The 22,294-nt window shown below is 48.2% G+C and carries 26 protein-coding genes and 1 pseudogene; 2 read left to right on the forward strand and 25 right to left on the reverse strand.

All coding sequences use genetic code 11. The features are described from left to right. Positions 1-3: 3 nt before the first annotated feature. The 3 genes from AC0IYG_RS25040 to AC0IYG_RS25050 are packed head-to-tail and all read right to left on the reverse strand — an operon-like array spanning position 4 to position 2,258. Positions 4-1,275, reverse strand: a complete 1,272-nt coding sequence (locus tag AC0IYG_RS25040; protein ID WP_471713808.1) for a type VI secretion system baseplate subunit TssF — start codon at positions 1,273-1,275, stop codon at positions 4-6. Beyond that, positions 1,179-1,787 carry a hypothetical protein gene (locus tag AC0IYG_RS25045; protein ID WP_471713809.1) on the reverse strand — a complete coding sequence of 203 codons (609 nt, stop codon included), beginning with the start codon at positions 1,785-1,787 and terminating at the stop codon, positions 1,179-1,181. Before AC0IYG_RS25045 ends, AC0IYG_RS25040 begins: the two co-directional genes overlap by 97 nt. Before the next feature lie 42 nt (positions 1,788-1,829). After that, positions 1,830-2,258 carry a GPW/gp25 family protein gene (locus AC0IYG_RS25050; RefSeq protein WP_471713810.1) on the reverse strand — a complete coding sequence of 143 codons (429 nt, stop codon included), beginning with the start codon at positions 2,256-2,258 and terminating at the stop codon, positions 1,830-1,832. Between the two features lie 75 nt (positions 2,259-2,333). On the opposite strand from AC0IYG_RS25050, the gene AC0IYG_RS25055 reads away from it, so the two are divergent. Continuing rightward, positions 2,334-3,101: a TssN family type VI secretion system protein gene (locus AC0IYG_RS25055; protein ID WP_471713811.1), complete on the forward strand. Its 768-nt coding sequence runs from the start codon at positions 2,334-2,336 to the stop codon at positions 3,099-3,101. On the opposite strand, the gene AC0IYG_RS25060 is transcribed toward AC0IYG_RS25055, so the two are convergent. The 19 genes and pseudogenes from AC0IYG_RS25060 to AC0IYG_RS25150 all read right to left on the reverse strand — a co-directional run bounded on the left by AC0IYG_RS25060 (position 3,091) and on the right by AC0IYG_RS25150 (position 19,236). After that, positions 3,091-3,831 carry a hypothetical protein gene (locus tag AC0IYG_RS25060; RefSeq protein WP_471713812.1) on the reverse strand — a complete coding sequence of 247 codons (741 nt, stop codon included), beginning with the start codon at positions 3,829-3,831 and terminating at the stop codon, positions 3,091-3,093. The genes AC0IYG_RS25055 and AC0IYG_RS25060 overlap by 11 nt on opposite strands. Before the next feature lie 11 nt (positions 3,832-3,842). Beyond that, entirely contained in the window at positions 3,843-4,511 is a 669-nt protein-coding gene (locus AC0IYG_RS25065) for a hypothetical protein (protein WP_471713813.1), read from the reverse strand. Then, complete coding sequence (locus tag AC0IYG_RS25070; RefSeq protein WP_471713814.1) at positions 4,495-4,731, reverse strand: hypothetical protein; 237 nt, start codon at positions 4,729-4,731, stop codon at positions 4,495-4,497. Before AC0IYG_RS25070 ends, AC0IYG_RS25065 begins: the two co-directional genes overlap by 17 nt. Positions 4,732-4,816: 85 nt before the next feature. Next, positions 4,817-5,233, reverse strand: a complete 417-nt coding sequence (gene tssD, locus AC0IYG_RS25075; RefSeq protein ID WP_471713815.1) for a type VI secretion system tube protein TssD — start codon at positions 5,231-5,233, stop codon at positions 4,817-4,819. Positions 5,234-5,274: 41 nt separating this feature from the next. Then, positions 5,275-7,116 carry a type VI secretion system Vgr family protein gene (locus tag AC0IYG_RS25080; protein ID WP_471713816.1) on the reverse strand — a complete coding sequence of 614 codons (1,842 nt, stop codon included), beginning with the start codon at positions 7,114-7,116 and terminating at the stop codon, positions 5,275-5,277. After that, complete coding sequence (tssD, locus tag AC0IYG_RS25085; protein ID WP_471713817.1) at positions 7,116-7,466, reverse strand: type VI secretion system tube protein TssD; 351 nt, start codon at positions 7,464-7,466, stop codon at positions 7,116-7,118. The genes AC0IYG_RS25080 and tssD (AC0IYG_RS25085) overlap by 1 nt, the downstream gene beginning before the upstream one ends. After that, the gene (locus AC0IYG_RS25090) at positions 7,441-7,617 is read right to left on the reverse strand and encodes a hypothetical protein (RefSeq protein WP_471713818.1); all 177 of its coding nucleotides are present in this window, start codon (positions 7,615-7,617) and stop codon (positions 7,441-7,443) included. Before AC0IYG_RS25090 ends, tssD (AC0IYG_RS25085) begins: the two co-directional genes overlap by 26 nt. 3 nt (positions 7,618-7,620) lie before the next feature. Then, positions 7,621-8,028, reverse strand: coding sequence for a type VI secretion system tube protein TssD (tssD, locus tag AC0IYG_RS25095; RefSeq protein WP_471713819.1), 408 nt, complete (start codon positions 8,026-8,028; stop codon positions 7,621-7,623). Between the two features lie 10 nt (positions 8,029-8,038). Then, entirely contained in the window at positions 8,039-9,421 is a 1,383-nt protein-coding gene (locus AC0IYG_RS25100; RefSeq protein WP_471713820.1) for a DUF5458 family protein, read from the reverse strand. Between the two features lie 69 nt (positions 9,422-9,490). Further along, positions 9,491-9,922 (reverse strand): hypothetical protein, encoded by a 432-nt coding sequence (locus AC0IYG_RS25105; protein WP_471713821.1) that lies wholly within the window; start codon positions 9,920-9,922, stop codon positions 9,491-9,493. A gap of 38 nt (positions 9,923-9,960) precedes the next feature. Beyond that, entirely contained in the window at positions 9,961-10,260 is a 300-nt protein-coding gene (locus AC0IYG_RS25110; RefSeq protein ID WP_471713822.1) for a PAAR domain-containing protein, read from the reverse strand. Between the two features lie 15 nt (positions 10,261-10,275). Continuing rightward, on the reverse strand, positions 10,276-11,283 hold the full coding sequence (locus AC0IYG_RS25115) for a hypothetical protein (protein WP_471713823.1): 1,008 nt from the start codon (positions 11,281-11,283) through the stop codon (positions 10,276-10,278). Positions 11,284-11,287: 4 nt separating this feature from the next. After that, positions 11,288-12,505 (reverse strand): OmpA family protein, encoded by a 1,218-nt coding sequence (locus tag AC0IYG_RS25120; RefSeq protein WP_471713824.1) that lies wholly within the window; start codon positions 12,503-12,505, stop codon positions 11,288-11,290. A gap of 84 nt (positions 12,506-12,589) precedes the next feature. Next, positions 12,590-13,711: a hypothetical protein gene (locus tag AC0IYG_RS25125; protein ID WP_471713825.1), complete on the reverse strand. Its 1,122-nt coding sequence runs from the start codon at positions 13,709-13,711 to the stop codon at positions 12,590-12,592. 70 nt (positions 13,712-13,781) lie between these two features. Continuing rightward, complete coding sequence (locus AC0IYG_RS25130; protein ID WP_471713826.1) at positions 13,782-14,918, reverse strand: hypothetical protein; 1,137 nt, start codon at positions 14,916-14,918, stop codon at positions 13,782-13,784. A gap of 12 nt (positions 14,919-14,930) precedes the next feature. Then, positions 14,931-15,527 carry a hypothetical protein gene (locus AC0IYG_RS25135; RefSeq protein ID WP_471713827.1) on the reverse strand — a complete coding sequence of 199 codons (597 nt, stop codon included), beginning with the start codon at positions 15,525-15,527 and terminating at the stop codon, positions 14,931-14,933. Beyond that, positions 15,505-15,774: a hypothetical protein gene (locus AC0IYG_RS25140; protein WP_471713828.1), complete on the reverse strand. Its 270-nt coding sequence runs from the start codon at positions 15,772-15,774 to the stop codon at positions 15,505-15,507. Before AC0IYG_RS25140 ends, AC0IYG_RS25135 begins: the two co-directional genes overlap by 23 nt. Positions 15,775-15,797: 23 nt before the next feature. After that, positions 15,798-18,280: pseudogene (locus tag AC0IYG_RS25145) on the reverse strand (ATP-dependent Clp protease ATP-binding subunit). A gap of 20 nt (positions 18,281-18,300) precedes the next feature. Then, entirely contained in the window at positions 18,301-19,236 is a 936-nt protein-coding gene (locus tag AC0IYG_RS25150; RefSeq protein WP_471713829.1) for a hypothetical protein, read from the reverse strand. Between the two features lie 351 nt (positions 19,237-19,587). Here AC0IYG_RS25150 and AC0IYG_RS25155 point away from each other — a divergent pair, with 351 nt between their 5' ends. Further along, positions 19,588-19,980, forward strand: a complete 393-nt coding sequence (locus AC0IYG_RS25155; RefSeq protein WP_471713830.1) for a hypothetical protein — start codon at positions 19,588-19,590, stop codon at positions 19,978-19,980. 29 nt (positions 19,981-20,009) lie between these two features. On the opposite strand, the gene AC0IYG_RS25160 is transcribed toward AC0IYG_RS25155, so the two are convergent. The 3 genes from AC0IYG_RS25160 to AC0IYG_RS25170 form a co-directional block, all read right to left on the reverse strand. Beyond that, complete coding sequence (locus tag AC0IYG_RS25160; RefSeq protein ID WP_471713832.1) at positions 20,010-21,173, reverse strand: hypothetical protein; 1,164 nt, start codon at positions 21,171-21,173, stop codon at positions 20,010-20,012. Between the two features lie 3 nt (positions 21,174-21,176). Beyond that, positions 21,177-21,383, reverse strand: coding sequence for a response regulator transcription factor (locus AC0IYG_RS25165; RefSeq protein WP_471713834.1), 207 nt, complete (start codon positions 21,381-21,383; stop codon positions 21,177-21,179). 143 nt (positions 21,384-21,526) lie between these two features. Continuing rightward, positions 21,527-22,177 (reverse strand): response regulator transcription factor, encoded by a 651-nt coding sequence (locus AC0IYG_RS25170; protein ID WP_471713835.1) that lies wholly within the window; start codon positions 22,175-22,177, stop codon positions 21,527-21,529. Between the last annotated feature and the right edge of the window lie 117 nt (positions 22,178-22,294).

A 22,294-nucleotide genomic window follows, 5' to 3' on the forward strand; every position in this document is an offset into this window, starting at 1 on the left:
TTCTCAATTATTTAAGCCGCTCACCACTCGCACCGGATACATGCCGGTCGACAATTTTTGAACCTTCACCTGAATGCCCTGACAAGCGCTGTCCCATTCAGGAATAAATGTTGCCGGGAACAACGAAATTTGCAGACAGCGTACAAATCCTTGTCCGGGGATGTCACTCGAAATAAATGTGGGTTTTACCTGCACATCTTTCAGCCGGTCGCCCAGCTCGGCGCGGCAGAATGCCCGGATGTCTTCGAGCGTGACCAGGCGGTTTCTGGTAACAATGTTTTTCCTGAGCTCGCGGACATAATTGGCTTCGTCCGGTTTTGGTTTTCCACCGCTGGTTTTGGTCAATAAATACATTTCCGAGTTGCTGAGGCCCGCCGAGGCGTAAGATTGCAGCTTTGTCCCCGACGGAATGTTGTTGGCCAGCTCGGACAAGGTTGTCCAATAGGACACGAACAGCACATCAGGATTTTTTTCACCTTTAATCACCAAAAACGGCTGTGCGGTTGTCTCGCTGGCTTTCTTGGGCCCCAGCTTCTGCTGAATCCTGGCCATATCTTGTGAAATCTCTCTCAGCAGCGATGCCAGAAAATCTTCTCCTATTGCATTAAATGCGGTCACCTCGTCCCTTAATAAATCCATCAGTTGATATATCACCGCCTTGGCATTCCGCTGATCGAACCGGCCAATTCCTTGCTGGCGAAGTGTATATGCTCTTCCTGCGGTTTCATCGTCATGATAAAGGTCGCTGCCGGATTCGTTGTAAACCTGGTTTTTTTGATTAATAACCGTGTTGACACCTACAAAAGCATCTGTGGAAGGAAGTGCAATGCCGTTCAGTCCTGATTGGAGCCGGTAAGTAAGCTTGTGCAATTGCTTGTTCAGCACCGGGAATGCGTTCAAAGCAACGGCCATATTCTCAAACCCTTCGCGCGGGAAAGTGTCCGGCCATTGCACCCTGATCCAGACCAGCTGCTTTTTCAGCGTCATTAATGTCCGGTTATCGAACATTTGCTCAAATGCTGCGGGATAAACCTGCGTCTTAACCTTGCCTTTTTCCCACCGATCATTGCTGCTGATATTGACAAAGCTGCTGTAATAAGGAAGCAGTGCATCCGCTGCGTCTTCGTCCTCCAAACCCACGGAATGTTGCAGTTCCGCTTGGTTTCCCTCCCAGTTCGTCAGGGGCAGAAACGCCTGAAATGTATATTGTCCGCGATCATTAACCCAGTCGAAAAAAAATCTAAAACCCTCCCAGGAAGTAATGCCGGCATCCATTTCGATTCCGATCCAAGTGTTTTGCGCCTCGCCGGGTTGCTGCCTGGCTCCCGCAATGAATGTCCGTACGCCATTTTCCACAGCATAAATAGCCAATGGCGTAGCAAAAGCAGCAATTGAAGCATTAACCAAAGGAAATTTGCCCGCAGGAGAAAAGAAGATTTCGCCCGCCTCGCCTTTTTTGACATTGCTGCGCTTACAAACCAACTGCGTTTCGGGCCCGATCCACAGACGGCATCCAGCGGCCGTGCCTGTGCAATGGCGCTGGCGGGCTGCGGACTGTTGTGCGTCTGAGGCGATAATGTTTCCGCCAGCCGGGTCATCAGGCGCAATTCGGTGTCCTGAATGTCCTGTCCAATCTTTTCAAACTCAACTGAACAGGCATCGATCAGCAGCTTTACAAGCGGATCAAAATGATCGAGCTGCGATTCGTCGTAGCCCCAAAGTTCGGCTGAGCGCCTTAGCAAGCGCCTGGACACATTTTCCTTGGCGTAATTGGCGGCTGTGTACATTGAATTTGGTTTTAATGTCTGATGAATGTTCTGAGCCCCACATTAGTCAATGGAAAGGGGCGAAATAAATATGCGCTCGAAGAAAACGAACGGTTCATTTGTCCTGCGGATCGTTGCTTTCACCTCCACGCCCACCCGCTTTCGAACGTAATTATTGGTTTTGGTAAGCACTTCAAATTCCTCCACCTCGACCCGGATCTTTGTGTTTGCCAACCGCGGTTCGTAACGGTTAATGGCATCTTCCAGCGATTCTCTGATCAGGTCTTTCCATTTGATCTGAGACAGCACCGCAAAGTCATTTTCCCAAAGCGCGCAGCCATAATTTCTATCAAAGCGGGTTTCGTCAAAATGGGTTACCATTAATAAGTAAATGTGCTGGTGTATGGCCTCACGGTCAGGACATTTCGTGTGCAAATGACCTGTTACAAGCTTGTCCAGGGCCAATGGCAATGTGTAGTTTTGCTCTTCCATGCGTCACAAACTAATTTCTGATTGCATTAATGAAAGTGTATCTTATTTTTGTCTGCAACAAAAGTCCCTTAACTAATGAACTTCTCTTTCCTGAAAACCATCAGTCAGCGCCTCCAATTTCTGTATGGCATCATTACGATAGCAGTGATCACCGGGGTCGGCTCATTGGGTTTTTGGGTAATTGACTATCGTCACGCCTACCCGATGGCCATGGGCGCTTTCCTGGTGCTCGGTGTTTTACATGTTTACCTGTTGTCGCAATGGTTTCTGACGCTATTTGAAAACCGTTCTGCAAAGGCCATCGGGTTTACAATGTTACTAACCCTTCTGGGGGCGCTGATCATCATTTATATTTACCATAAGCTCGCCCTTGATCTTGTAAAAGGCGTAGGAATGGCCACCGCGCTGATCGGTTTTCTTTTCCCGATATTTGTGGCAAGAGTGTATCAGAACTATCTCGAAATTCCACTTAAAGAATACAAAAAATGGCATTACCCCGTTGGTCAGTCGCTTCCCGATATGGATTTGCTGGATCTTTCGCGGGTGCTCGTCATTCAGTTTGAGTTTACCAAAAAATACAACGAAACGGCATTCACCAATTTCCGTGCAAAAGCACCGAACGCCATGCTTTTCGGCGAGCTCTTCTTCATTTTCCTCAACGACTACAACGATCGCAATCCCGGCAGCCCCATCGAATATCTGGCTCCCGACGGCGCACCATACGGCTGGCTCTTCTACAAAAAATCCCCCTGGTATAAGCGCCGCCAATACATGGACCCCGATCTAACTTTCCAGGCAAACGGCATTGTTGATAATGAGACGATTGTGGCGGTTAGGGGCTAGGCGGGGCAGGCACCATCGGCTGCGGCCATTCGATCAGCTTTGTCACCTCGCTTGAATTGGTAAGGAAGTAATTAATCGGGTTGAATGCGCCTCCATCCATCCTTGCATAGTTCTGACAGAAATGGTAGTCTTCACAAATCAGATTGTGAACCAGCATTGCGTGTTTTTTCACATTAAAGAAGCCACGGCTGCTTGAAAATTGCGATGGTAATGGCGTGCTGTCAAGATGGTCTTTGCGTAATGCACCCCGATTTTTGGCAGATATATAAATGTTCGTATATAGGATTGAGGCGAATTCTTCGACATTGTCGTATCGGAAACCATCAACGTCAAGCTTGACCATATTAACTCCTTTATTTTTCAATCGCCGGTAAGCATGGACAAGCTCATGCAGCAAAAATTCGTCGGCTTGAAATCCGGGGCCATTACACGACACTTTCCCAAAAACGTCTGGCGTATAAATGATCTCGACCTGATTCTGACCCTTCCACGTTGGTATCGCGGCAGTTGCATTGCATACCCTGCTGAAATTCGGGGTGATAACGACCATCTGCGCGGGTAGCTCGCGAATTACTGTAATAAGGCCGCGACCTACCCAGCTGTTTTTAAAAATCTCGTCCAGCGCAGCCAATGTTCCCTTTTCATAAGCGTGGAGGTCAAATCCACTCCACCCGACCGGACCAGTTCCGGTGCCAATAATAATGTTCTTTGCATGCTGAAAAGCTGCCATACAATCAGGGATTAAACAAATACAAGTTTCTGACGATAACCTTCTTCATTTGGGCAGTGATAGGTGCTTTCATCGTTATCCCACATCACCGGCATAATGAATGTGTTAGGCAATCCACCATTCCAGTCAAAATTGAAAAACCTGGCCCAGCCATTTGCAGGGTCCGGTGCAGATTGGAAAGACTCACTATCGACGCGGGTATGCCCGTCGATATCTCTTACATCGATCACCATTGGAACGGGCACATTGCCACCCAACGGCTTGAAAGACCTTCGCCTCGTATTGGCAGTCGTCGGCTGACCGACAGAGATGGCATTGATCGTATGACCTCGCCCCGGCAAATGCGGACGCAACCGAAGAAAGAACATTCTGCATTTTGGAGCGGTGATCATCTGCGCGCCCAAGGCCACCTTGTATTCGAGCAGCAAGGGTGGGTTTGCACCAATGTTACATCCCCGGATAAAAATGACCGGCTTTTTTTGCTGTACCGCAACAAACTTTTCTGCGAGCCGCACAGCCACCTGCGGCTGGACGCCCATTTTCGAAGCGAGATCAACAACCCGGAACACTGTATTTGGTAAATGGCCGTTTCGGGCCAGATGCGGCAGTGCCTCTTGTGCAAGCCGGCCAAGATCACTAATAACACCGCCGGTTGCAGTGAAATTAGAAGCCCTGCGCAAACGGCATTAAAAGCCCGTTTACATTCGATCCGTGCGAAACAATGAGATGCATCACTTCTGTCCTGCTGATGATATGGTCGAGCAGGTCTTCCAATGTATTGAAACTGATAATCTGCCCGGTTGTAATCCGGCCCGGACCTGCTACATCAAAGCTGCAACGCTGATAATATTCCGCCGCCAGATGCATCCCTGGCCCCACGTGCACCACTGCATTTGCCATAAAAAGTCAAATAAATGTGCTGTTGATCCCATGTCTATCTTAAAACAAATCAGCCGCCAGCCGATCGCTGACGGCCGAGTGCCGCTTACCAGCGGTTGGTGTGCGGAGTGCCGAAGAGTTTTACTTCTCTGGCTGATAATGTGAGGCTTGTTGTCATGGGCATGGAGCCGGTTTCGATAAAGCTTTCGCTGTATTGCACGCAATACACGTCTGTTAATTCCAGCTCTTTCTGCGTCTGCTCTTCGTCGACGTTCTTGAATGTGATTTTAGCTGAGGGCTTTTTACCGTCTGGGTCGACCATCCATTCCCAAAGACCTTTGCTGTCGGCGACACTTGATGAATCGACCTGAATGAATATGGTCCCGCCATACACTTTGGAAGATACGCGGCCTTTATCGTCTATGGATTGGGACAAAGAATAGTTGCACGAAATAACGGCGATCCCATCGCCTGAGGGACCACCGTCCCAAGTGAAATACGCGTCAAAACTTGAAGCTGGCATAGTTGTAAATGGTTAAAAGTGAAAAATAGATGATGGATATATTAGTTTAACATGATCATTGCACCCTTGATGGTTGTGGGGCCGCTGCTTTTTAGCTCGGCCATGGCGTCGGCTTCTACGGTTACCTGCGCTCCTTTCAATTTTGCGCTTACTGCACCTTCCGCATTGAGTTCGGTTCCTGCTTTAACTTCCGTTGCCGTGCCGCTTTCGATTTGAATTTCCTGGTCTGCTTTCATTGAAATCTTACCGGCTTCGAGACTGAAACTGCTTTTCGCATGCATACTGATCTCATTGGAAGCTTCTATTTTCACGTCTTTGGATTTGATATGGACCAATCCGTTTTCAACTTCCATTTCAATCATTCCGTCGTCTTTGAAGCTGAATTTGAGGTTGGTATCCGTTTTATTCCGGTTACTGATCTGGATCTGGGCGTCACCGTCGCTGTCCACAAACACGACCATATTGCCCGAGCGGGTTGCGATTACTTTGAGGTCGTTATTGTCGGGCGTGTAACTAATGTCCTCCTGCGGTTTGGGATAAAGGGTTGTCAATACAAAAGGGTTTTCGGCAAGATTTCCTTCGTAACCAACCATTACCATCGCACCGACTTCCGGAACAAAGTTGGCACCTCTGCCTCCTGCATTGTGGAACGTTCCTACCCGCATCCATATCGATTCCTGGTCCTGCTGGCGTCCCTGATTCCAGAAAAATTTGACCCTGATCCTTCCCAGACTGTCGCTATCGTCGTTTGCAATAACTTCGGCCTGTTCCGTTTCACCCAGCGGATTGCTCACATGCGGGTTATTGGGCGGATGCTGGGCCGATTCGGGCACTGCATTGAATGTGTTGCGGTAACTTCCGGCAGTATTTACTTCGTGTCGGATGTGTACAACCCTGTATTTGCCAAAGTTTTCTTCATATTTCTCGCCCTTCTCATTCAGCCGCTGACCTTTTACGACGAGCACAGTGCCTACACTCATGGTTGGCGTTTCACCGCTTCCCCGAAAATCCACCATTGAAGTGACGCGCGCCGAGCGTTCCATTTTGGTAAGCTCATCGACTTCACTCTGCCCGCTGACGATTTCGGGAGAAGGCAGCAGGGAGGTTTGCGCAAAAAGCGTGTCCGATTGTTCGAGCGCAAACTCGCTCAATGAAGTAAGCCCGTCGACTTGCTGCGTGTCTGATTGCCCTACAAATGCCTGCGGCACAACATAATTATAGCCTTCAAAATGAAACTGGGAAGGTTGCAGCTTCAAGGCAACATCAAAATTTTGCAAACCGTCCACCAGAAAATCAACTTCCTGGTTACCATTGCCTTGACCCAGCACAAGCTCTTTACCATTGTAATAAAACCATTCGCAGCAACGATCGGCGACGCGGGAGAGAAACTTGTAATTGCTTTCATTATATTGGGTAAATGGCACAGCGCGACCGCCGTTTTCCGGGTTAAGCTGCTTGCGCAACAAGTTTTGAGGATAAGGTTGCAAAACCGTGTTGAAAATGTCCTGAACCGTGCCTCTCAGAAACGACCTTCTTTGAACAGCATCTTCCAAAACAATGGTCGGACTGTATCCTTTTAACACAAATGCGCTGCTCATGTCGCTCAGGCTCTGCAACCGGATCTCGGTGACGATTCCTTGAAAAGTGAAGTCGAACGAATCCTGGCCAAGTCGCGGACTGAACGAGAATGTGATTTTCTTTCCCATCACCGCCCGGTGCGATTTATTGAAAAAATGCTCTCCTTCATCTTCAAGTTGGTCAAAAGGAACGAGCAGCTCAAACCAATGGTGCGCGAACAAGTCCTGCTCGATTACCAGACCCAGATGCCTTTTGATCTGCGTGCCGCCTTCGATTTCAATGGATGTATTTACCTGTCGCGCCATTAATTGCTGATTTCAACCTGTCCGATCTTTACTTTTTGCGGCAGCAGCACCAGTTCGTAAACCAGTGTCGCCGTTTCTTCACTCAGAAAATAATCCTTGCCCCGGTGCTGTGGTAAATAGGCTTTCGCATCCGGCACGTGTGCCTGCTTTTGCCGGCTCACCGCCGAGTCATTTGCAAGAAATGATTCGCGAAAACCGACGCAATACGCATCTTCAAATTCCATTTTCCTGAGAAGCTGCGAGTCGCCGTCGTACTTAAACTCGATCATTCCGCTCAGCTGGCGATCATTTTTGAAAGCCCAGTCGTACAGCAATGCGAAGTCGTCATTTTGTGTCGGGCTGATGCTCATCCGGATCAGTCTTGCTTTGGGCGCATCCGTCGGGCTGCCCCCGTTCGTCTGCATTGCGATTGCAGCCGTAAGAAACTTTCCTGACCTGAAAAATCTTCCCATCCAGCGTAAAGTGTGCTTCCACGCCAATGCTGGCATCCTGTTCAGCCATGTCTCAAAAGTTTTCCAGTTTAGCCTCACTGATCTCCACACTGCCCGCTGTCATTGTCACGCAGCTGATGAAGTTTTGCCGTCTTTTTGCCAGCGGATTGTCCAGGACGTCGGTGCCGTCTTCAAACTCTTCAACAAACTCCGTACACACCGTTTCCTTGAAATTCAATGTTTTGAACGACCCGTTCTCCCCGAATTGCTCTATTGTCAGGTCGTATTTCTGAGAAGGTTTATTGGCCCACTCTACAAGAAAATCGTCCATGACCATTTCAAGCTCGGCATACAAATGGGCCCATTGCATCGGAGAGGTGATGGACATTGCGTCGTCCACCGTTTGGTGCAGTTCAAACCGCATGAACATGACATTATATTCATGCTCCCCGTCAATTTTCAAAACACAGGAAAAGGCCATACGGATTTGTTTACTGTTGCGCGTATTCGGCTGCCCATGCAGTTGCATCCAGATTGTCCCCTTTTTGTCCGGTAAGGGCGATCATGAAATTTTTGGCTGGGAAATAAGGAATCATGTGAATGTCGAGGAAAACCCGGTCCTTCTGATTTTTGTCTTGCTCAAAACGCATGATACTGAATTTCTCAATGAGCTTTCCTGGGCCGGTAACACTGTCGAGGAACTTGACAATCTGCTTTTTCAGGTCATTTTTGGTATTATAATCAAAGTTTTCAAACGCCCTGCGATTCAGAAAATCAATCAGCACTTTGGTGATATAATCAAAAACCCGCACGACGGAATAGGTTTGCAAACCCACATTATCGCCGTTGAAAAGCGTTTTAGCAGAGAAAGCCATCACTTTGTTATATTCATTGACCATCGGGATAAGCCCCATTTTTTCAAGGTCTGCGATTTCCGACTTTTTCAATGGAAACCGCACGCCATCCACTTCGCTGAGCGTTCCGTGCTTCTTGCCTGCTGCCACCTGCGACATCAGGGTTTTGTAAACATTTCCCGCTAATGCGGTAGAAGGAGGAATGTGCAAGTCGTCTTCTTCGCCCAGATCTTCATGTTTAGACCTGCCTACCAGCCAGTTACATGCCATCATCACATTTGACAAATGAGCGGCTCCGCCTGTCAGGTTTGCAGATTCAAAAAGCTCCATCACATCTTCCGGCGCATCCAGGTGCATGAAGTCGGTGATCAGCATTGTTTTGTTCTTATGCGCCATTTTGGCCCATTTATCGACCACTTTTCCTGAGCCAAGATAACCGGGCACATTCAGGATTGAGTAGTTTTCACGGAGATCCAGCCGGTCAAATTTCGCCGAAAGCTCTTCTCCCACTGCATCAATGAAAGTGGTTACGTCGAGATCCTGCAACTGATCGGGCGCTGCATTCAGGAATGTTATGTTTTTTACTTTTTCCTGATCCGTATTTTTGAAAAACATGGCCACAGACCGGTAAGACTGCTCCAATGGCCTCAACTGCTCAACTGCTTTGCCAAGGTTTTCTCTTAAAAGCTCCGATGCAGAATCCGATTGCTTCTGACCAGCCTCGATCATTTCGGGCACATTGTCCGCGCTGCTGAGCAGTTCCGACCAGAGTTCGAGCCGCTTTTTCAGTTGCTGACGCTCTTTCCTTTTGTCCGCTTCCGTCAGGAAAATCTTTTTGCGCGCCTTCTTTTCCGGGTTAATGTTTGCGGCTCCTTCAATGATGGTTTCCACCAGGTCATAACTGCCATATTTTGCCAAAAGCGGCAGCCCCGATTCCAGAGGAACTGCGGTGCGTTCTTTCAGTGCACCTTGGGCCGGTGCAGCTGCTGCCTCTTCTATGTTTTTATCTCCGTTTGCCATGAGCATACAATTTGAATGTTAAAAATAAATGACTGAATGTGCGGCACCGGTTATCCGGCTGCTTCGAGTTCATCGATCAATGTTTGAAATACGCCCAGCAAAGCAGCTTTGGCTTCGGGCTTCTTCGAGCGCTGCTTTAAGGATCTTATTGACCTTCAAGTGCCTCACAACCTGCTGGTAGGCTTCATTTCGGGCATCCAGGTCCCGCAAGAACGCGCTTTGTGCGATCAGGCCTTTTTTACCAAAATCACCCAGGTTTTTAAAGCGGAAATTTTCGTTGATAAAGCTGCCGTCGGAGGTGATGAATTCAACCTCTGCCTCGGGCTGGTAATGAGCAAAAACCTCTTCGGTTGTTTTCAAATCATACACCATTTCCGGCCTCGGCGAAGGGTCGCCGGTGAGCTGTGTCGCGAAAAGCGTTCTGTTTTGGGGAATGTCCGCAATTCCCTCATTCGACTGGTCGATGTTGCGTTCATTCCCGCCTATTCCGTAATTGAACATAGTTGTATAGGATTAAGAGTAAATTCTGAAAATCAATATCACCCGATCAGGACCGTAGGACAACCGGCGACGATCGTCCCGCCGTGGGCAGTTACATCGCCCATTCTCGCGGCTGGCCTTCCCCCGATCAGCACTGTGGTGGAGCCCATGGCAATCACATCCGGCGGACCCACGCATACACACATGTCACCTGCACATGCGGCCGGCTGTCCTGCAATGAGCACGGTGGGCGTTCCGGGTGGTAACACGGGGCCACCAACATGTGGAATGGGCGGAACTCCGGGTGTTAGCATTGGACAAACATGCATATCTCCGATCCTTGCGGCTGGCTGTGGCATTTTTATGGCTTTTAGTTACTTTCCTTTTGCAGTCTTGAAATCGAAAATAGAACTCAGGGACACGCCCACGCCTACCGCCATTGCGCCGATGGAGACATACACGCCTGGTTTTGCGTAGCTGGTAAATCCTTCCGAATTTTCGATCCGGCTTTTGTAATCTTTATAATCTTTGTTGAGCATGCTGTAAGTGACGGCGCCAAATGCCAGAGCAGCCACGCCTGCACCCAATTTGATGGCGCCCCATTTCCTGGCTTGCCGAATTTCAGCCTTGTTTACCTCACTGACCTGCTGCGAAATGCGCTCGGCTTGCTTGGCATCGGCTGCTGTTGTGACGGGCTTTTTGTCACCAGGTTGCGTTGCGATGGCAGGTTCTTTCTGGCGCTGCAATGAGTCGTAAGTTGCAGAAGGCTTGGGCGTTGCAGGGACAGCATTCGCATTTTGAGATGAATTAAATGCAACGCGGGTCAGATACACGATCCAGTCATTTCCGGATTTGTCGGCGCGGAGTTCTGCCACGCGGGTTACCGGCTGGTAAGGGCTTGTATTTTTATTGCTTTTTCCCTTAAAATGCTGGGTAAAAGACACCTTAACAAACGGATATTTATCCATTTTGACATCGCCTACGACCAGGTTTGTAAACTCAATCGTGTTGGTTTCGCTTTTGGTGTAAAACAGGTCGAAGTTGCTTAAATATTTCTCGACTGGTGTGTCAAGTCCGGGCACGCTGGATTTGTGCTCGGGATCGGTGTCGTCTTCAATGATGACCCCGTCGTTGACAAAAATCTGATCATTACTGGGCATATAACTATTCATCATCAGATATCTGCGCTCGTAATTGCTGAGGTCTTCATTGGCGATGGCATTAAGCAGATCATTCAGACCTTTGACCCTTTCCCTGGCCAACACGCGGATTTCATCTGCATCTTTCCGGCTGAGCGTCTGCGTGTTTCCCTGGCTTGCCAATAAGCATATTGCGCAAATCGCCAGCAAGCAGCTCCTTTTTGATTTAATAAAACTCCTCATTGCATCAATTATTTAAATCCTGTAAATCAATGATCTGAACTTCTACGCGCCTGTTCTTCCTGCGGTTTTCTTCCGAATCGTTGGGCACGACGGGATGTTTGCTGCCCATTCCCGCAGCCGCAATCGCTTGCTCGGGCACACCCTTATTCACGAGATATCTCGTTATGACCCGCACGCGATATTCCGATAATGTCAGGTTCAGGTTTGGATTTCCAACATTGTCCGTATGCCCCGTCACCCGAAGCGCTTTGCCCTTATTTTCAAGGATATACATAGCAACCGAGTCCAGATATGCGCGTGATTGTGCGGGCAGCTTGTAATCGCTTCTTGGAAAATAAAGTGTCTTGTCCGTGGCTGTTAATGCTTTGAAACTCACCTTTTCTGTAACCGGAACAATGCTTGCTTTTTCCGGCATTCTTAACGATTTTAATGTAAGTCCCTCTTTTAATGTGGCCACGGCGGCATTGAACTCCTGATTATCGTTGCCACTTACGCCCAGGTTATAAGACTTGCCCGGCGCGATTTCCGCAAAGTAATGGCCGTCATTAACGCGGTTAAGGGGCATAGCGGCGTGACTTTCATCCAGGATTTGAAACTGACTTCCAGCTGCTGCATTAATAATATTGACAGATAAAATTGAATGCTGCCGGTTCAGTTTGATAATGTATGTGCGCGGTTCCTGATCGGTTTTGTCGAGAATCAGATTTCCATTATATGCTTGGTAACCAACGGCTTTGACTTCCATGGCGACAATGTCCTTTTCGGTAAAAACCACTTCGGCCGAAGGCTTTGAAACGAGTAGGTTAAGGCAGTCTTTTTTCTGTTTTTGGGTGTAATAAAGACAAATTTCAGCTGGTAACGACTGGTTTGACATTGCGTCTTTTACCTCAAACCGCCTGATAATGGACGTTTGTGCATTGGTTGTGTCTTTCAGCTCAAAGTGCGTTTGCTCGGATTGGGCATAGGGCTCATCGCTTGTTTGTTTTCCCAGCGGCATCAATGCAAATGTGACGAAATATGTGCCTTCCAGCTTGGAATCGGCATTTACAGGAATGTGCAGCGACTGATGTTTTGCCGACTCAATCGTGAGCACGGACACATTACACGGCATTTCGACATTGAACACACCCGACGAATCCGTTCTGCCCAGCTTCACTTTTCCCTGATCTGTTTTAGCAGAAATGCTTGCAATCAGCGGCACCGAGTCTGTTATTTCCGTCACTTTTCCAGCCAGGAACCCACATTGCGCTTGTAGCGAAAGTCCAGGCAAATGCGAGCGATATTGCCAGGAAAAACGAGTTTTGTTTCATTGTCCTTCGGTGGTTTCGACGCCAATATTTCCCAGTAACACTTCCCAGTTAACCGTATCTTTTCCGTCAACCGTTTTTTGATACGATTCCAGTTTTACGCGGATATTTTTCTTTGTAATGTCTCCGTAAGCCACTTTCCCATTCGCAGCAAATCCTTCAAAAACCTGTTGGGCTGCGATAATTCCGTAGTAATTTCCGTCCGCTTCCTGTTTGAGCTCGCTTACATATTTTACCTCATTCCAAGTGATATTGATCTTGCTGTAAGGCAGCAATTTTAATCTGTTCAAATATTCCTTAACGGGATATTTCTTCACTCCGCGCGCCGAACTTACTGCCACAGTTGCCTGCGGCTCAAACAGGCTAAGTGCTTGCTGCACAGCTTTGTTCTTCTCCTCTGACTTCAAGTCTTTATTTCCTATAATCCGTAAGTATGAAGTAAATTCATCCACTCGTCTGATGCCTTTTGCGCTGTATTCCTTGTATTCGGTGTCGGAAAGGAATGGCTTAGCTGGTTCCTTTGGCGCAGCCGGCTGTTCTTTTTTGGTAACAGGCGCAGGATTTTTTGGTTTTTCCTGATCCTTTTTGATTATTTCCAGCTCCTTCTTTTCAATTTCTTTATGGGCCAATGCGAGCAAGGGCGCAACATCGACCACATCCCGCAGGATTTCGTGACGGCCATCTTTGTAAATCACGGCCGCAACTTCTTCTTTATTAATCGAGGCCGGATTGCCTTCGCTGGTCAGATAGTTGATAACCTCATCGCTTTCGTAGGAAACGGACCCTGCTATGACGGTCAGCGGGACACTTTTCACAATAATGTCCTGACTTACATTCCGCGGGGGCGCTTTGTAAAATGCTTCAATCTGCGTCTGCGCCTTGTTAGCGCTCTCGTTTAATTCTGAGATCACCAGAAATTGACCGCTGGACGCAAAGACAATCAAGAAACGTTTTTTGTGATAAATCCTTGGGATTCCATCGGCTGCCAGCCATTCCAGCTTATTGTCCAGCGCGCGGCTCAGCCTGGCCTGAACGGGATTTCCGTTGTCCAGCCAGATACGGTCCTGCGCCTGCAAAGTCAGCATTGAAACAGCCAGCATTAATGTCGCGAAATACTTCATAGATCGATAATTTTCATCAGGGTTTCCCACTAAGTATTTAACTTACGAAAGCCTATATACGTCGCCTGGTTTAATCGTTGTTGTAGGTCGTGATGGACACTTCCATGTTGCCTGAGTAGAGATTCGTTTCGGTGCGGTCGGTGCCCTTTGCATTGATGCGCATCTTGCCATAATGCCCGACATTAGTCATGTATGCGACGACAGTGCCGTTGAAAAGCTTGTTGTTTCTGGTGGTGTAGCTTCCATCAATAACGTCGGTCGAGTAAGCAAGCCTGAGCAGATCTGAATATTTTACGTTTTTGTAATCCGTTCCCTCAGCCATCACAAAAAACTTAGCGCCGTTTTGAGGATAAATGCCAGCCGGCTTGCCAAATGGATACCAATAAAGATCTTCCATTCCATTCCGCGACTGCAAATCACCCGTTTCGAGGTCATAGGTGTTGGAAAAATTCATTACAAATGTCGTGTCCTTTAAGATCGGCGGCTGCCCGGCTGTGAACGAAACGACAGTTCCATAGGCGATGCCGCCATTTGTGGTTGCATAAGGCCTTGCATAGTAAGTAGTTCCGGATGTGAGATCAGTCAGCTTTGAAGTGTATGAGCCTGTTGGGACGCTGCCTGCGGTTTGCACTTTTGAATCATTAATGTTGGGTGTCTGATTTGTGGCCGAGTAACAGACCCCGTAATTTGAAATAGTCGCATTGCTGTTTCCCATTGTTATGGCATAATTTACATCCGCAGAATTGGTCGTTACGCCTGTGACGCGGGTTGCCGTGAGGGTTGGTAAAATAAAATTACCCGTTGTAAATGTGGTGGTTGGGCCATAAGTAATGCCTCCTCCTTCATTGATGGCATAAGCCCGGATATAATACTTTTCCTGCGACGAAAGCCGTGTAATTACGTCCTCCCAGCTGTAAGTGGCGCCGCTGATGGACTGGCCTCCCTGCTCCACGTAACTTTCGATGGTGGGTGGATCCAGAATGCCGTATACAAAACCGAAATCCTGAATTTTGCCGCTCTTTTTCTCCTGGCGGTCATTCTTGGCATCCGGGTTTGACACGGTCGCGCTGACCGACACCTTGTTATATGACACTGCGGAAATGGTCACCTCCGACACCGAGGGCGGAAGCGGATCGACCGGCTCAAACATGTTGCAGGCGTTCAGCAGCAAGGTTATTAAGGCAAAATAACTAATGTATCGTTTCATTTTCTGAATGTGCTAAGTGGTGGCTGCGGGCTGCCAGTCATTGTCCCAATATTCAATCAGCTGCGGGCTCGCCACGCGGGCTGTAAACTTCACACGGTCTTCGGGGTGATTTCTTTGCGGAAACAGATGATGCTGATCCCAGAGTGTTCGGAGCCACGGTCGGCCATGTGCAGCGATAAGCCTGCCGCCCAGTCCCATCTGATTTTCTCTTTCTTCGAGGGTGATGCCGTAATTATTGTCCGAATTGCCCGATCCGCGCACGTGTGCAAGGCCTAGCGTGTGTCCGAATTCATGATTTACTGCCGTTTGCAAAAAATCAATGCTATGCTGCGCATTTCCAACGCGCGTCAACTTGTTTCCCCAATCCGACTCAACATCGCGGTGCGTAAAAAGCCCTGTTCGCGTTGTAGGAATTGCAAAGGACCGGAAATTGGTTTCCTGCGGATGAATGATGCGATAGGTCTGATGCGCTTCGGCTGAACTTTCAACCAGCTGGATCGATAAGCCGCATTGGATAATGGCCGATGTCAGGTTAGCACCCAGCCTGGGACGATACCAGGCGCGGTCGGGATCCAGGACAAATTTATCACTCCAATGATGCTGGACCACGCTCTACAAAATCGGTTTTATACTTTTGCCATTCCGGATCAGTCCATGCATTTAAGTGAAACCGGCCGTAAAAGTCGTGCAATATTCCGTCGCCCAAGGCATAAGTATCGCCCATAAAAAATCGGGTCGTCGGCTCAATGCGGACCAGTCGCACTCTGAATTGCAGGATTAGCCCGAAGGTGTTGTCGTCCAGCGGAAGAAGCGCCGAATCCCAGCGGCGGCCTCTTCTGAAAAAATGAATTTGCATGGTTAACGATTTAGTTGATGATGCTAGCAATTGCTTCCATGTCCGCTTTTTCGAACAGTCCATAACACTTCGTCGCCTTTCCCTAGATCCAGATGTATGACCGATCCCTTTTCGACTTCACCCGTGATGATCATCCGGCTTACAGGCCTGCGCAGCAAATTCCGAATCACGCCTTTCAGCGGTCTGACGCCGTATTTTGGCGTAAAGCCCTGCATAGCAATGTATTTTTTTGCGTCCGCAGTCATCTGCAAAGTGATGCCTTGTTTTTTCGAGCAAATCTGTAAGCGAGCGTAAATGAATATCAAATATCCTGACCACATTTTCCTCTGATATGGGGGCGAAAGGCACGATTTCCGTAAGCCTGGCCAGAAATTCCGGGCGGAGATATTTGGCCATAATCTCCATTAGATCAGCAGATTTTGGTACAATGCCTTTGTTAAATTCAGTTACAATGTGCTCTTGCCCAATGTTGGAAGTGAACAAGATAACCGCATTGGAAAAATCGCCTTCCTTACCCAGCCTGTCGTGCAATTTGCCTTCATCCAGAATTTGTAAAAAGAGATCGAAAACGGACGGGTGCGCCTTTTCAATTTCATCGAAAAGAACTACGGAATATGGTTTCTGACGGATTTTTATTAACCAACAAGCCTCCTTCTTCATATCCAACATAACCCGGAGGCGCTCCATATAAAAGTGCAGCTGAATGTTCCTCCTTAAATTCCGACATATCAAATCGGATGAGAAAAGATTCGTCATTGAAAAGGAAGTCGGCGAGCGCTTTTGCAATTTCGGTTTTCCCCGTTCCCGTGGGGCCAAGCAAGAAAAAAGATCCGATAGGCTGCCCCGCTTTGATCAACCCGGATCGGGATTCGAGAATGGCCTCGCTGAGTGCCTTAACCGCCTGGTCCTGACCAACGACGCGCTTTTTCAGGACTTCGTCAATGCCCAGTAATTTGTCCCGCTCTGAACTTTGCAGCCTGCCCAGGGGAATGCCGGTTTTATGGGAAATTACTGCGGCAATGTCATTTTTTCCAACTATATCAGAACGTTGTGCCGCAAATTGGAGCAATGCGTCCAGTTTTTGATTTAAATGATTGTAAATCCCTTCTGCCGTTTCCAGCTCTGATTCACCGTCTGATTCCAGCTTGCCGACGAGCAGCGGACTTAACCGGTTTGGCAGCTGGCGCGCAAACCATTTTAATTCATGCATCCTTTCAGCCTCGTCGATCGCCATTAAAGCATCGAGGTCAGACTTCAATGTGGCGAGCTCTTTTTCTGAAACTTCATCCATTAGCCGCATGGAGGCCATTGTCCTGTCCAGCAGATCCAGCGCAACATCGGGCAGCCGGCGTTCTTTGACATATCTTTTTGATAATTTGACTGCTTCCGCTGCTGTCCCGGCGGCCACTTTCAGGCCGTGGTGCGCTTCATAGGCAGGCAAAATATGCTCGATCATGCGGGTGGCAGTGGGTTCGTCGGGCTCGTCGACATGCAGGATTTCAAACCTGCGCGAAAATGCCTCGTCTTTTTCGATATACTTGCGATATTCCTCCGGCGTAGTCGCCCCGATCAGCGTCAATTCTCCGCGTGCGAGTTCTGGTTTAAGCAACTGGGCTACTCCTGCGCCAACAGAGCCTTTCGGATCAAGTAATGTGTGGATCTCATCGATAAACAAGACCACTTTGTCAAAAGCCTTTATTTCATTTAAAATCCCTTTCAGCCGTTCTTCGATTTCTCCCTTATAGGAAGCGCCTGCAACCAACGCGCCTGTGTCAAGTTCGACGAGTCTAGCATTTTGCAGCAGCTGGGGCACTTTTTTTTCGGAAATCAATTTTGCAAAACCTTCTACTAATGCCGATTTCCCGACGCCCGGCTCTCCTATTAAGATCACATTCGGTTTGCTGCGCCTGCCTAAAATTTCAGCCATTTGCCTTATTTCCCGGTCACGGCCAATCACTGAACCTATTTTTCCTTCGGCTGCTTTTTGCGTTTTGTCAGAAGTATATTTTTCGAGATAACCTGTTCCCGGATTCGTTTTGGGAGCCGGGACGTGGTTATCGTCGGCGTGCGCAACATTACTTTTTTCCGCACCATTTTGATTCCTTAGTGCCAGAATTTCCTTTTGGGTCACAGGCAGCGACCTTAACTGATCCGCGGAAAATCCAGCGCCGGGCTTCAATAAGGCCGCGAATGCGCACAATGCATCCGTGTCGGAATTGAGCTGCATGGCGATCAGGTCGGCGAGTTCGAGACAAGCGCTTGCCAGATTATCCGCCTGCGGGTTTTCGGGAACCCTCACAGATTTTGGGCTTTCTTCGAGCCTTACTTCTGTCCAGTCCCGGAGATAAGACACATCCTTTCCAGCCATTGCTAGCTCCGATGCAAGTCCTACCTCATTGTGCAGCAGCCCCATCAGCAAGTGTGCCGGGCCAAAACGCTCCTGGCGATATTCCCTTGCCAGGGACTGTGCGACGGTAATCGCGTATCTAAGTGCTTCCGTTTGCATGATGAACCGAAAATTAAGAGTTAAGGCTGGCTCTTTTGTAAGCCGATCAACCGTTCTGTTGCTTTTGCTTTCATGTCTTTGTTGGCCGTGGACACTTGCAGCGCATCAAATATTTGCTTGGCCTGGTCATAATAGGCGCGTCTGTCGTTTTTCCTGAGATTACCTTGTGTCAATAACTGATAGTAACCCTCTGCCTCGGAGTAGCGCAGCCATTCGCGATAGGTGACGGCTGTTCCATTTTTTCCTGCCAAACATTCATCTAACTGCTTCTGGATTGCTGAAATGTCGCTTCCGCCACCGCCTTTTGCTGAGCGGCAATTGTCAAGGTCGCGCTGGGCTAATGCAAGTTTGGTTTGAAGCTCTTTTGGATCTGCTCCTCCTCCTTCCCCGCCGCCGCCGGCTGCTCCTGCCAAAAGCTGCCGCTCCATGCTTTTGATTTCCAGATCTTTCATATTAATCTGATTCCGCAGATCATTCACCATCTGCACGTCAATTCCTTTGCTATCGAGTGTGCGCCGCAGCTCTGCAATCGTCTGACGATAGGTCACCAATGCTTCGGTAAGCTTGGCGATCCCGGTCGAAAGACGCTTGTTTTGTTCATGGCTGGCAGATTGGGATAATGCATTAAAATGACTCATAATGCCGTTAATACGGCTTTCGATATCTACAAGCTGGGTTCTGGCGGTGGCTTTCGACATTTCGTCGGTCGCGCTACTATATGTGCCGTCCAGCTGAATGACTTTTCTGGATATGCTGCTCAATGTATCCGTATCCGTCAGCATAGGAAGCTGCTCATCGACGATCTCCTTATACTTCGTCGTTTCCGACTCTGCCACCGAACCCGGCACGCGGATCAGCAGGTAAACGGCCAGCACCGGAAAGGTCAAGGAAAGCATGTACATGCCGATAAACTTTCCGATTGCTGTTTTTCGCTGCGCTTTGTTTACTGGGTCCATTTGTTTTTTTGTCTGACTTCGCCGTTGGTTCGGGGTGGACGGTTAGGGGTGTTGTTCGCTCTTTTCTTCGCCGTCGGCTGAAGCCGGACGGGAAAGGGTCGTTGTTCGGTCTTTTCTTCGCCGTCGGCTAAAGCCGGACGGTCGACGGCGGTGTTTCAATTTCCGTTGGCTTTCAGCCGACGGGAAAGGGGTCATTGTCCTATCCACGATCCGCACGAACGGGGGTTCTATCGCATCCACGACCCACACGGGAAAGGGATCATTAACACATCTACGATCCGCACCGGAAGGGGTCATTATCACGTCCACGATCCGCATAGGAAAGGGGTAGCTATCAAATCCACCATCCGCATGGGAAACGGGTGCTATCACATTCACGATCCGCACCGGGAACGGGATTACTATCGCATCCACGATCCACACGGGAAAGGAGTCATTATCCTATCCACGATCCGCACCGGGAAAGTGATCATTATCGCATCCACGATCCGCACGGAAAAGGGGTCATTATCACATCCACGATCCACACCGGAAAGAGGTCGCTATCACATCTACGATCCGCACCAGAAAAGGGGCCATTATCCTATTTACGATCCACACGGGAAAGGGTCATTATCACGCCACGATCCGCACCGGAAAATAGGTCGCTATCACATTCGGAATCGGCATAATCATCGGCATTGCCATCGTATCAGCATTGTTACATGGATCAGGATGTGCATTGTGATCGGGATATTGAATTAGGAATTGTGTTGGATCATTGCAATGCTCCATCACAATGGGCTCCATCTTGATTTTGTTTTTTCTGGTTGCACTGGCGGTTCGTGGACGGGGCTTTCGATGATGAAAACTTGTTGTCCTTTTCTTTTTCCAATGAATTCCAGCTGGCTCAACTTTGCAAATAATGCTGTCCATAATGCGTAAAATGTGTCGATGATTTTCAGACTCGGAAGCATATCATTGTGATTGTAACCAACCTGAATGACCGCTGTGATCTGTTTTTCTAAACTTCCTGGTGATTCATCGGCCCATTCTCCGAAATAGGCGAGCAACTCCTCTTTCTCTTTTTCGGTCAGACATTCCAGCGAGGTGCGGATGCTTTGGAGACCTTGGATCATGCACACGACCATATTTATTGGTGCCTCGTAAGGGATGAGCCTTTGAAAAGATACATTGACAACCGCAAATACAGTGACGAGCGTTTCCACGAGCGACTGCACACTGTCTGAAAGTGCACTTTTTTGACTTTTGGTTTTGATCTTTTGCATGATGCGAAAGGCGTAGGTTTCCATATCATTCAAATAGCCTCCAAAACGGTTATACCAGTCTCGCAGATTTTTATGCGCTTTCACTATCCGGCAAGCGGGGATGAAATCGTGCAAAACCCGCAGGTCGGCGTTATTGTATTCAATCTTTCCGATAATCAAACCGGATCCGCCCCATTGTTCGGTGTTGATAAGTTCGGCGGGGACAACATTGATACGGAATGTCGGCATGGTGTGCGGGTGCCTGACGGGGATCTCGTTTTCCAAGGGATCACCAACCTGCTTTCTTTCAAATAAATTGACACTTATGGTAATGTACAAGTGAAAATTCTGGCTTGGTGAAAAGCGATATTGCTCCAAAACTTCACTCAGCGACGTGTCCAGCTTCAACTTATCTGAATGTAAAACTTCCAAAATACTTCCGTCGGGAGCGGCGGCGTAACAATGTTGAACATCAATCCTTATCTGCTGACTTGCGTCTCCCAGAATCTGCATTTCCAGTGGCTCCTGCGCATTTTTTGTGAGAAGTAACCCATAATTATGCGGATTCTGAAACACTGCCTGGGCGTTGCGTGCCTGCTCTGTGTGATAATGATCGCTTTCAACAAAATGCTGCCTGGAAATTTTCATTCCGTCAACCCAGTTTACTGCCAAATGGCGCACATCTGCCATGTTCTAGTCCAATTTTCGTGAATGCTGCTCCATTTTCATTGCAGCTTTTACCAAACCAATTACGGTACGAACCCCGAATTTCCTGAACAGACTCCGGCGATAAGCTTCCACGGTTGAAATGCTTATCATTAACGTCTCTGCAATTTCCTTGGAGCTTAATTCATCCATGATCAGGTCCAGGATTTCTTTCTCGCGCTGCGTCAGTTCCATAATTGAAATACTTAGACAAAGTTGCCCAGTTGCGAGCGCTCATTCAATCGGCAGAAACCCTGATTTTTACAGAAAAATACCCTGATTTTTTTCTGGCGTCCGACCATTAATTCTAGGGGTTTCCCATTATATTTTGCAGGAAATCACACAACGCCCATTCTTACGGCGACCTTTGTAAGACCAACGGAATTCTTGACGCCAAGCTTCTGAAACAGGTTTCTGCGGTGCGTTTCGACGGTTTTGTCACTAATGCAGAGTTCGTCGGCAATGCGGTTCGTTGAATATTCATTGGCCACCAGCCGCAGGATTTCCAATTCTCTTTTACTTAAAAAATCCTTTCGTGTAGGCGCAGGTTCTTGCGCATTAGTGTCTGCGGAGGACTCGGCGAGTTTCAGCATAATCTCTTGTCCGTAATACAACTTACCCTCCGAAACCGCTTTGATCGCCCGCTCCCATTCATCGAGTTCGGCTTCAAAAACAATATATCCGCTCACCCCGGACCTGACAACTTCCCGGACCGAATTCAGCGAAGCGCTTGGCGCGAGCAATAGAAATTTAAGATGTGGATACAACTTTCGAATCTTCAAAAGCTGTTCGGCTGTTTTGTCTATCTGATGTGCAAATGCGATGACAATGTCAATTTCTTTCAAATAATGCAGCTGCATGATCTGGTCAAGATTATTGCATTTACCGACAAGCTCAATGTAGGCTCTTTTTCTTAACCATTCCGCAACTGCTTCGCATTCCAATGGATGCGGGTGAACGAGGCAGGCATGCGTGATGAAGTGTTCCATGTTTAAGGTGTTGAGTGTAATGTTTAGGAAAATTGAAGTTAGTTGGGCAGGTTATTAAGCCCAACCACCAATTATAATCCAAAGATAACCACTTACTAAGCTGTATATACGTCAACA

It is taken from the genome of Dyadobacter sp. AC419, assembly GCF_979253085.1.

What these genes read in the sequence shown, in the direction of transcription:
- AC0IYG_RS25040 (WP_471713808.1), bottom strand. Translation starts at nt 1,275, where the DNA reads ATGGATGCCGGCATTACTTCCTGGGAGGGTTTTAGATTTTTTTTCGAC.
- AC0IYG_RS25045 (WP_471713809.1), bottom strand. Translation starts at nt 1,787, where the DNA reads ATGTACACAGCCGCCAATTACGCCAAGGAAAATGTGTCCAGGCGCTTG.
- AC0IYG_RS25050 (WP_471713810.1), bottom strand. Translation starts at nt 2,258, where the DNA reads ATGGAAGAGCAAAACTACACATTGCCATTGGCCCTGGACAAGCTTGTA.
- AC0IYG_RS25055 (WP_471713811.1), top strand. Translation starts at nt 2,334, where the DNA reads ATGAACTTCTCTTTCCTGAAAACCATCAGTCAGCGCCTCCAATTTCTG.
- AC0IYG_RS25060 (WP_471713812.1), bottom strand. Translation starts at nt 3,831, where the DNA reads ATGGCAGCTTTTCAGCATGCAAAGAACATTATTATTGGCACCGGAACT.
- AC0IYG_RS25070 (WP_471713814.1), bottom strand. Translation starts at nt 4,731, where the DNA reads ATGGCAAATGCAGTGGTGCACGTGGGGCCAGGGATGCATCTGGCGGCG.
- tssD (WP_471713815.1), bottom strand. Translation starts at nt 5,233, where the DNA reads ATGCCAGCTTCAAGTTTTGACGCGTATTTCACTTGGGACGGTGGTCCC.
- AC0IYG_RS25080 (WP_471713816.1), bottom strand. Translation starts at nt 7,116, where the DNA reads ATGGCGCGACAGGTAAATACATCCATTGAAATCGAAGGCGGCACGCAG.
- tssD (WP_471713817.1), bottom strand. Translation starts at nt 7,466, where the DNA reads ATGAGCATCAGCCCGACACAAAATGACGACTTCGCATTGCTGTACGAC.
- AC0IYG_RS25090 (WP_471713818.1), bottom strand. Translation starts at nt 7,617, where the DNA reads ATGGCTGAACAGGATGCCAGCATTGGCGTGGAAGCACACTTTACGCTG.
- tssD (WP_471713819.1), bottom strand. Translation starts at nt 8,028, where the DNA reads ATGGCCTTTTCCTGTGTTTTGAAAATTGACGGGGAGCATGAATATAAT.
- AC0IYG_RS25100 (WP_471713820.1), bottom strand. Translation starts at nt 9,421, where the DNA reads ATGGCAAACGGAGATAAAAACATAGAAGAGGCAGCAGCTGCACCGGCC.
- AC0IYG_RS25105 (WP_471713821.1), bottom strand. Translation starts at nt 9,922, where the DNA reads ATGTTCAATTACGGAATAGGCGGGAATGAACGCAACATCGACCAGTCG.
- AC0IYG_RS25110 (WP_471713822.1), bottom strand. Translation starts at nt 10,260, where the DNA reads ATGCCACAGCCAGCCGCAAGGATCGGAGATATGCATGTTTGTCCAATG.
- AC0IYG_RS25115 (WP_471713823.1), bottom strand. Translation starts at nt 11,283, where the DNA reads ATGAGGAGTTTTATTAAATCAAAAAGGAGCTGCTTGCTGGCGATTTGC.
- AC0IYG_RS25125 (WP_471713825.1), bottom strand. Translation starts at nt 13,711, where the DNA reads ATGAAGTATTTCGCGACATTAATGCTGGCTGTTTCAATGCTGACTTTG.
- AC0IYG_RS25130 (WP_471713826.1), bottom strand. Translation starts at nt 14,918, where the DNA reads ATGAAACGATACATTAGTTATTTTGCCTTAATAACCTTGCTGCTGAAC.
- AC0IYG_RS25140 (WP_471713828.1), bottom strand. Translation starts at nt 15,774, where the DNA reads ATGCAAATTCATTTTTTCAGAAGAGGCCGCCGCTGGGATTCGGCGCTT.
- AC0IYG_RS25150 (WP_471713829.1), bottom strand. Translation starts at nt 19,236, where the DNA reads ATGGACCCAGTAAACAAAGCGCAGCGAAAAACAGCAATCGGAAAGTTT.
- AC0IYG_RS25155 (WP_471713830.1), top strand. Translation starts at nt 19,588, where the DNA reads ATGGGAAACGGGTGCTATCACATTCACGATCCGCACCGGGAACGGGAT.
- AC0IYG_RS25160 (WP_471713832.1), bottom strand. Translation starts at nt 21,173, where the DNA reads ATGGCAGATGTGCGCCATTTGGCAGTAAACTGGGTTGACGGAATGAAA.
- AC0IYG_RS25165 (WP_471713834.1), bottom strand. Translation starts at nt 21,383, where the DNA reads ATGGAACTGACGCAGCGCGAGAAAGAAATCCTGGACCTGATCATGGAT.
- AC0IYG_RS25170 (WP_471713835.1), bottom strand. Translation starts at nt 22,177, where the DNA reads ATGGAACACTTCATCACGCATGCCTGCCTCGTTCACCCGCATCCATTG.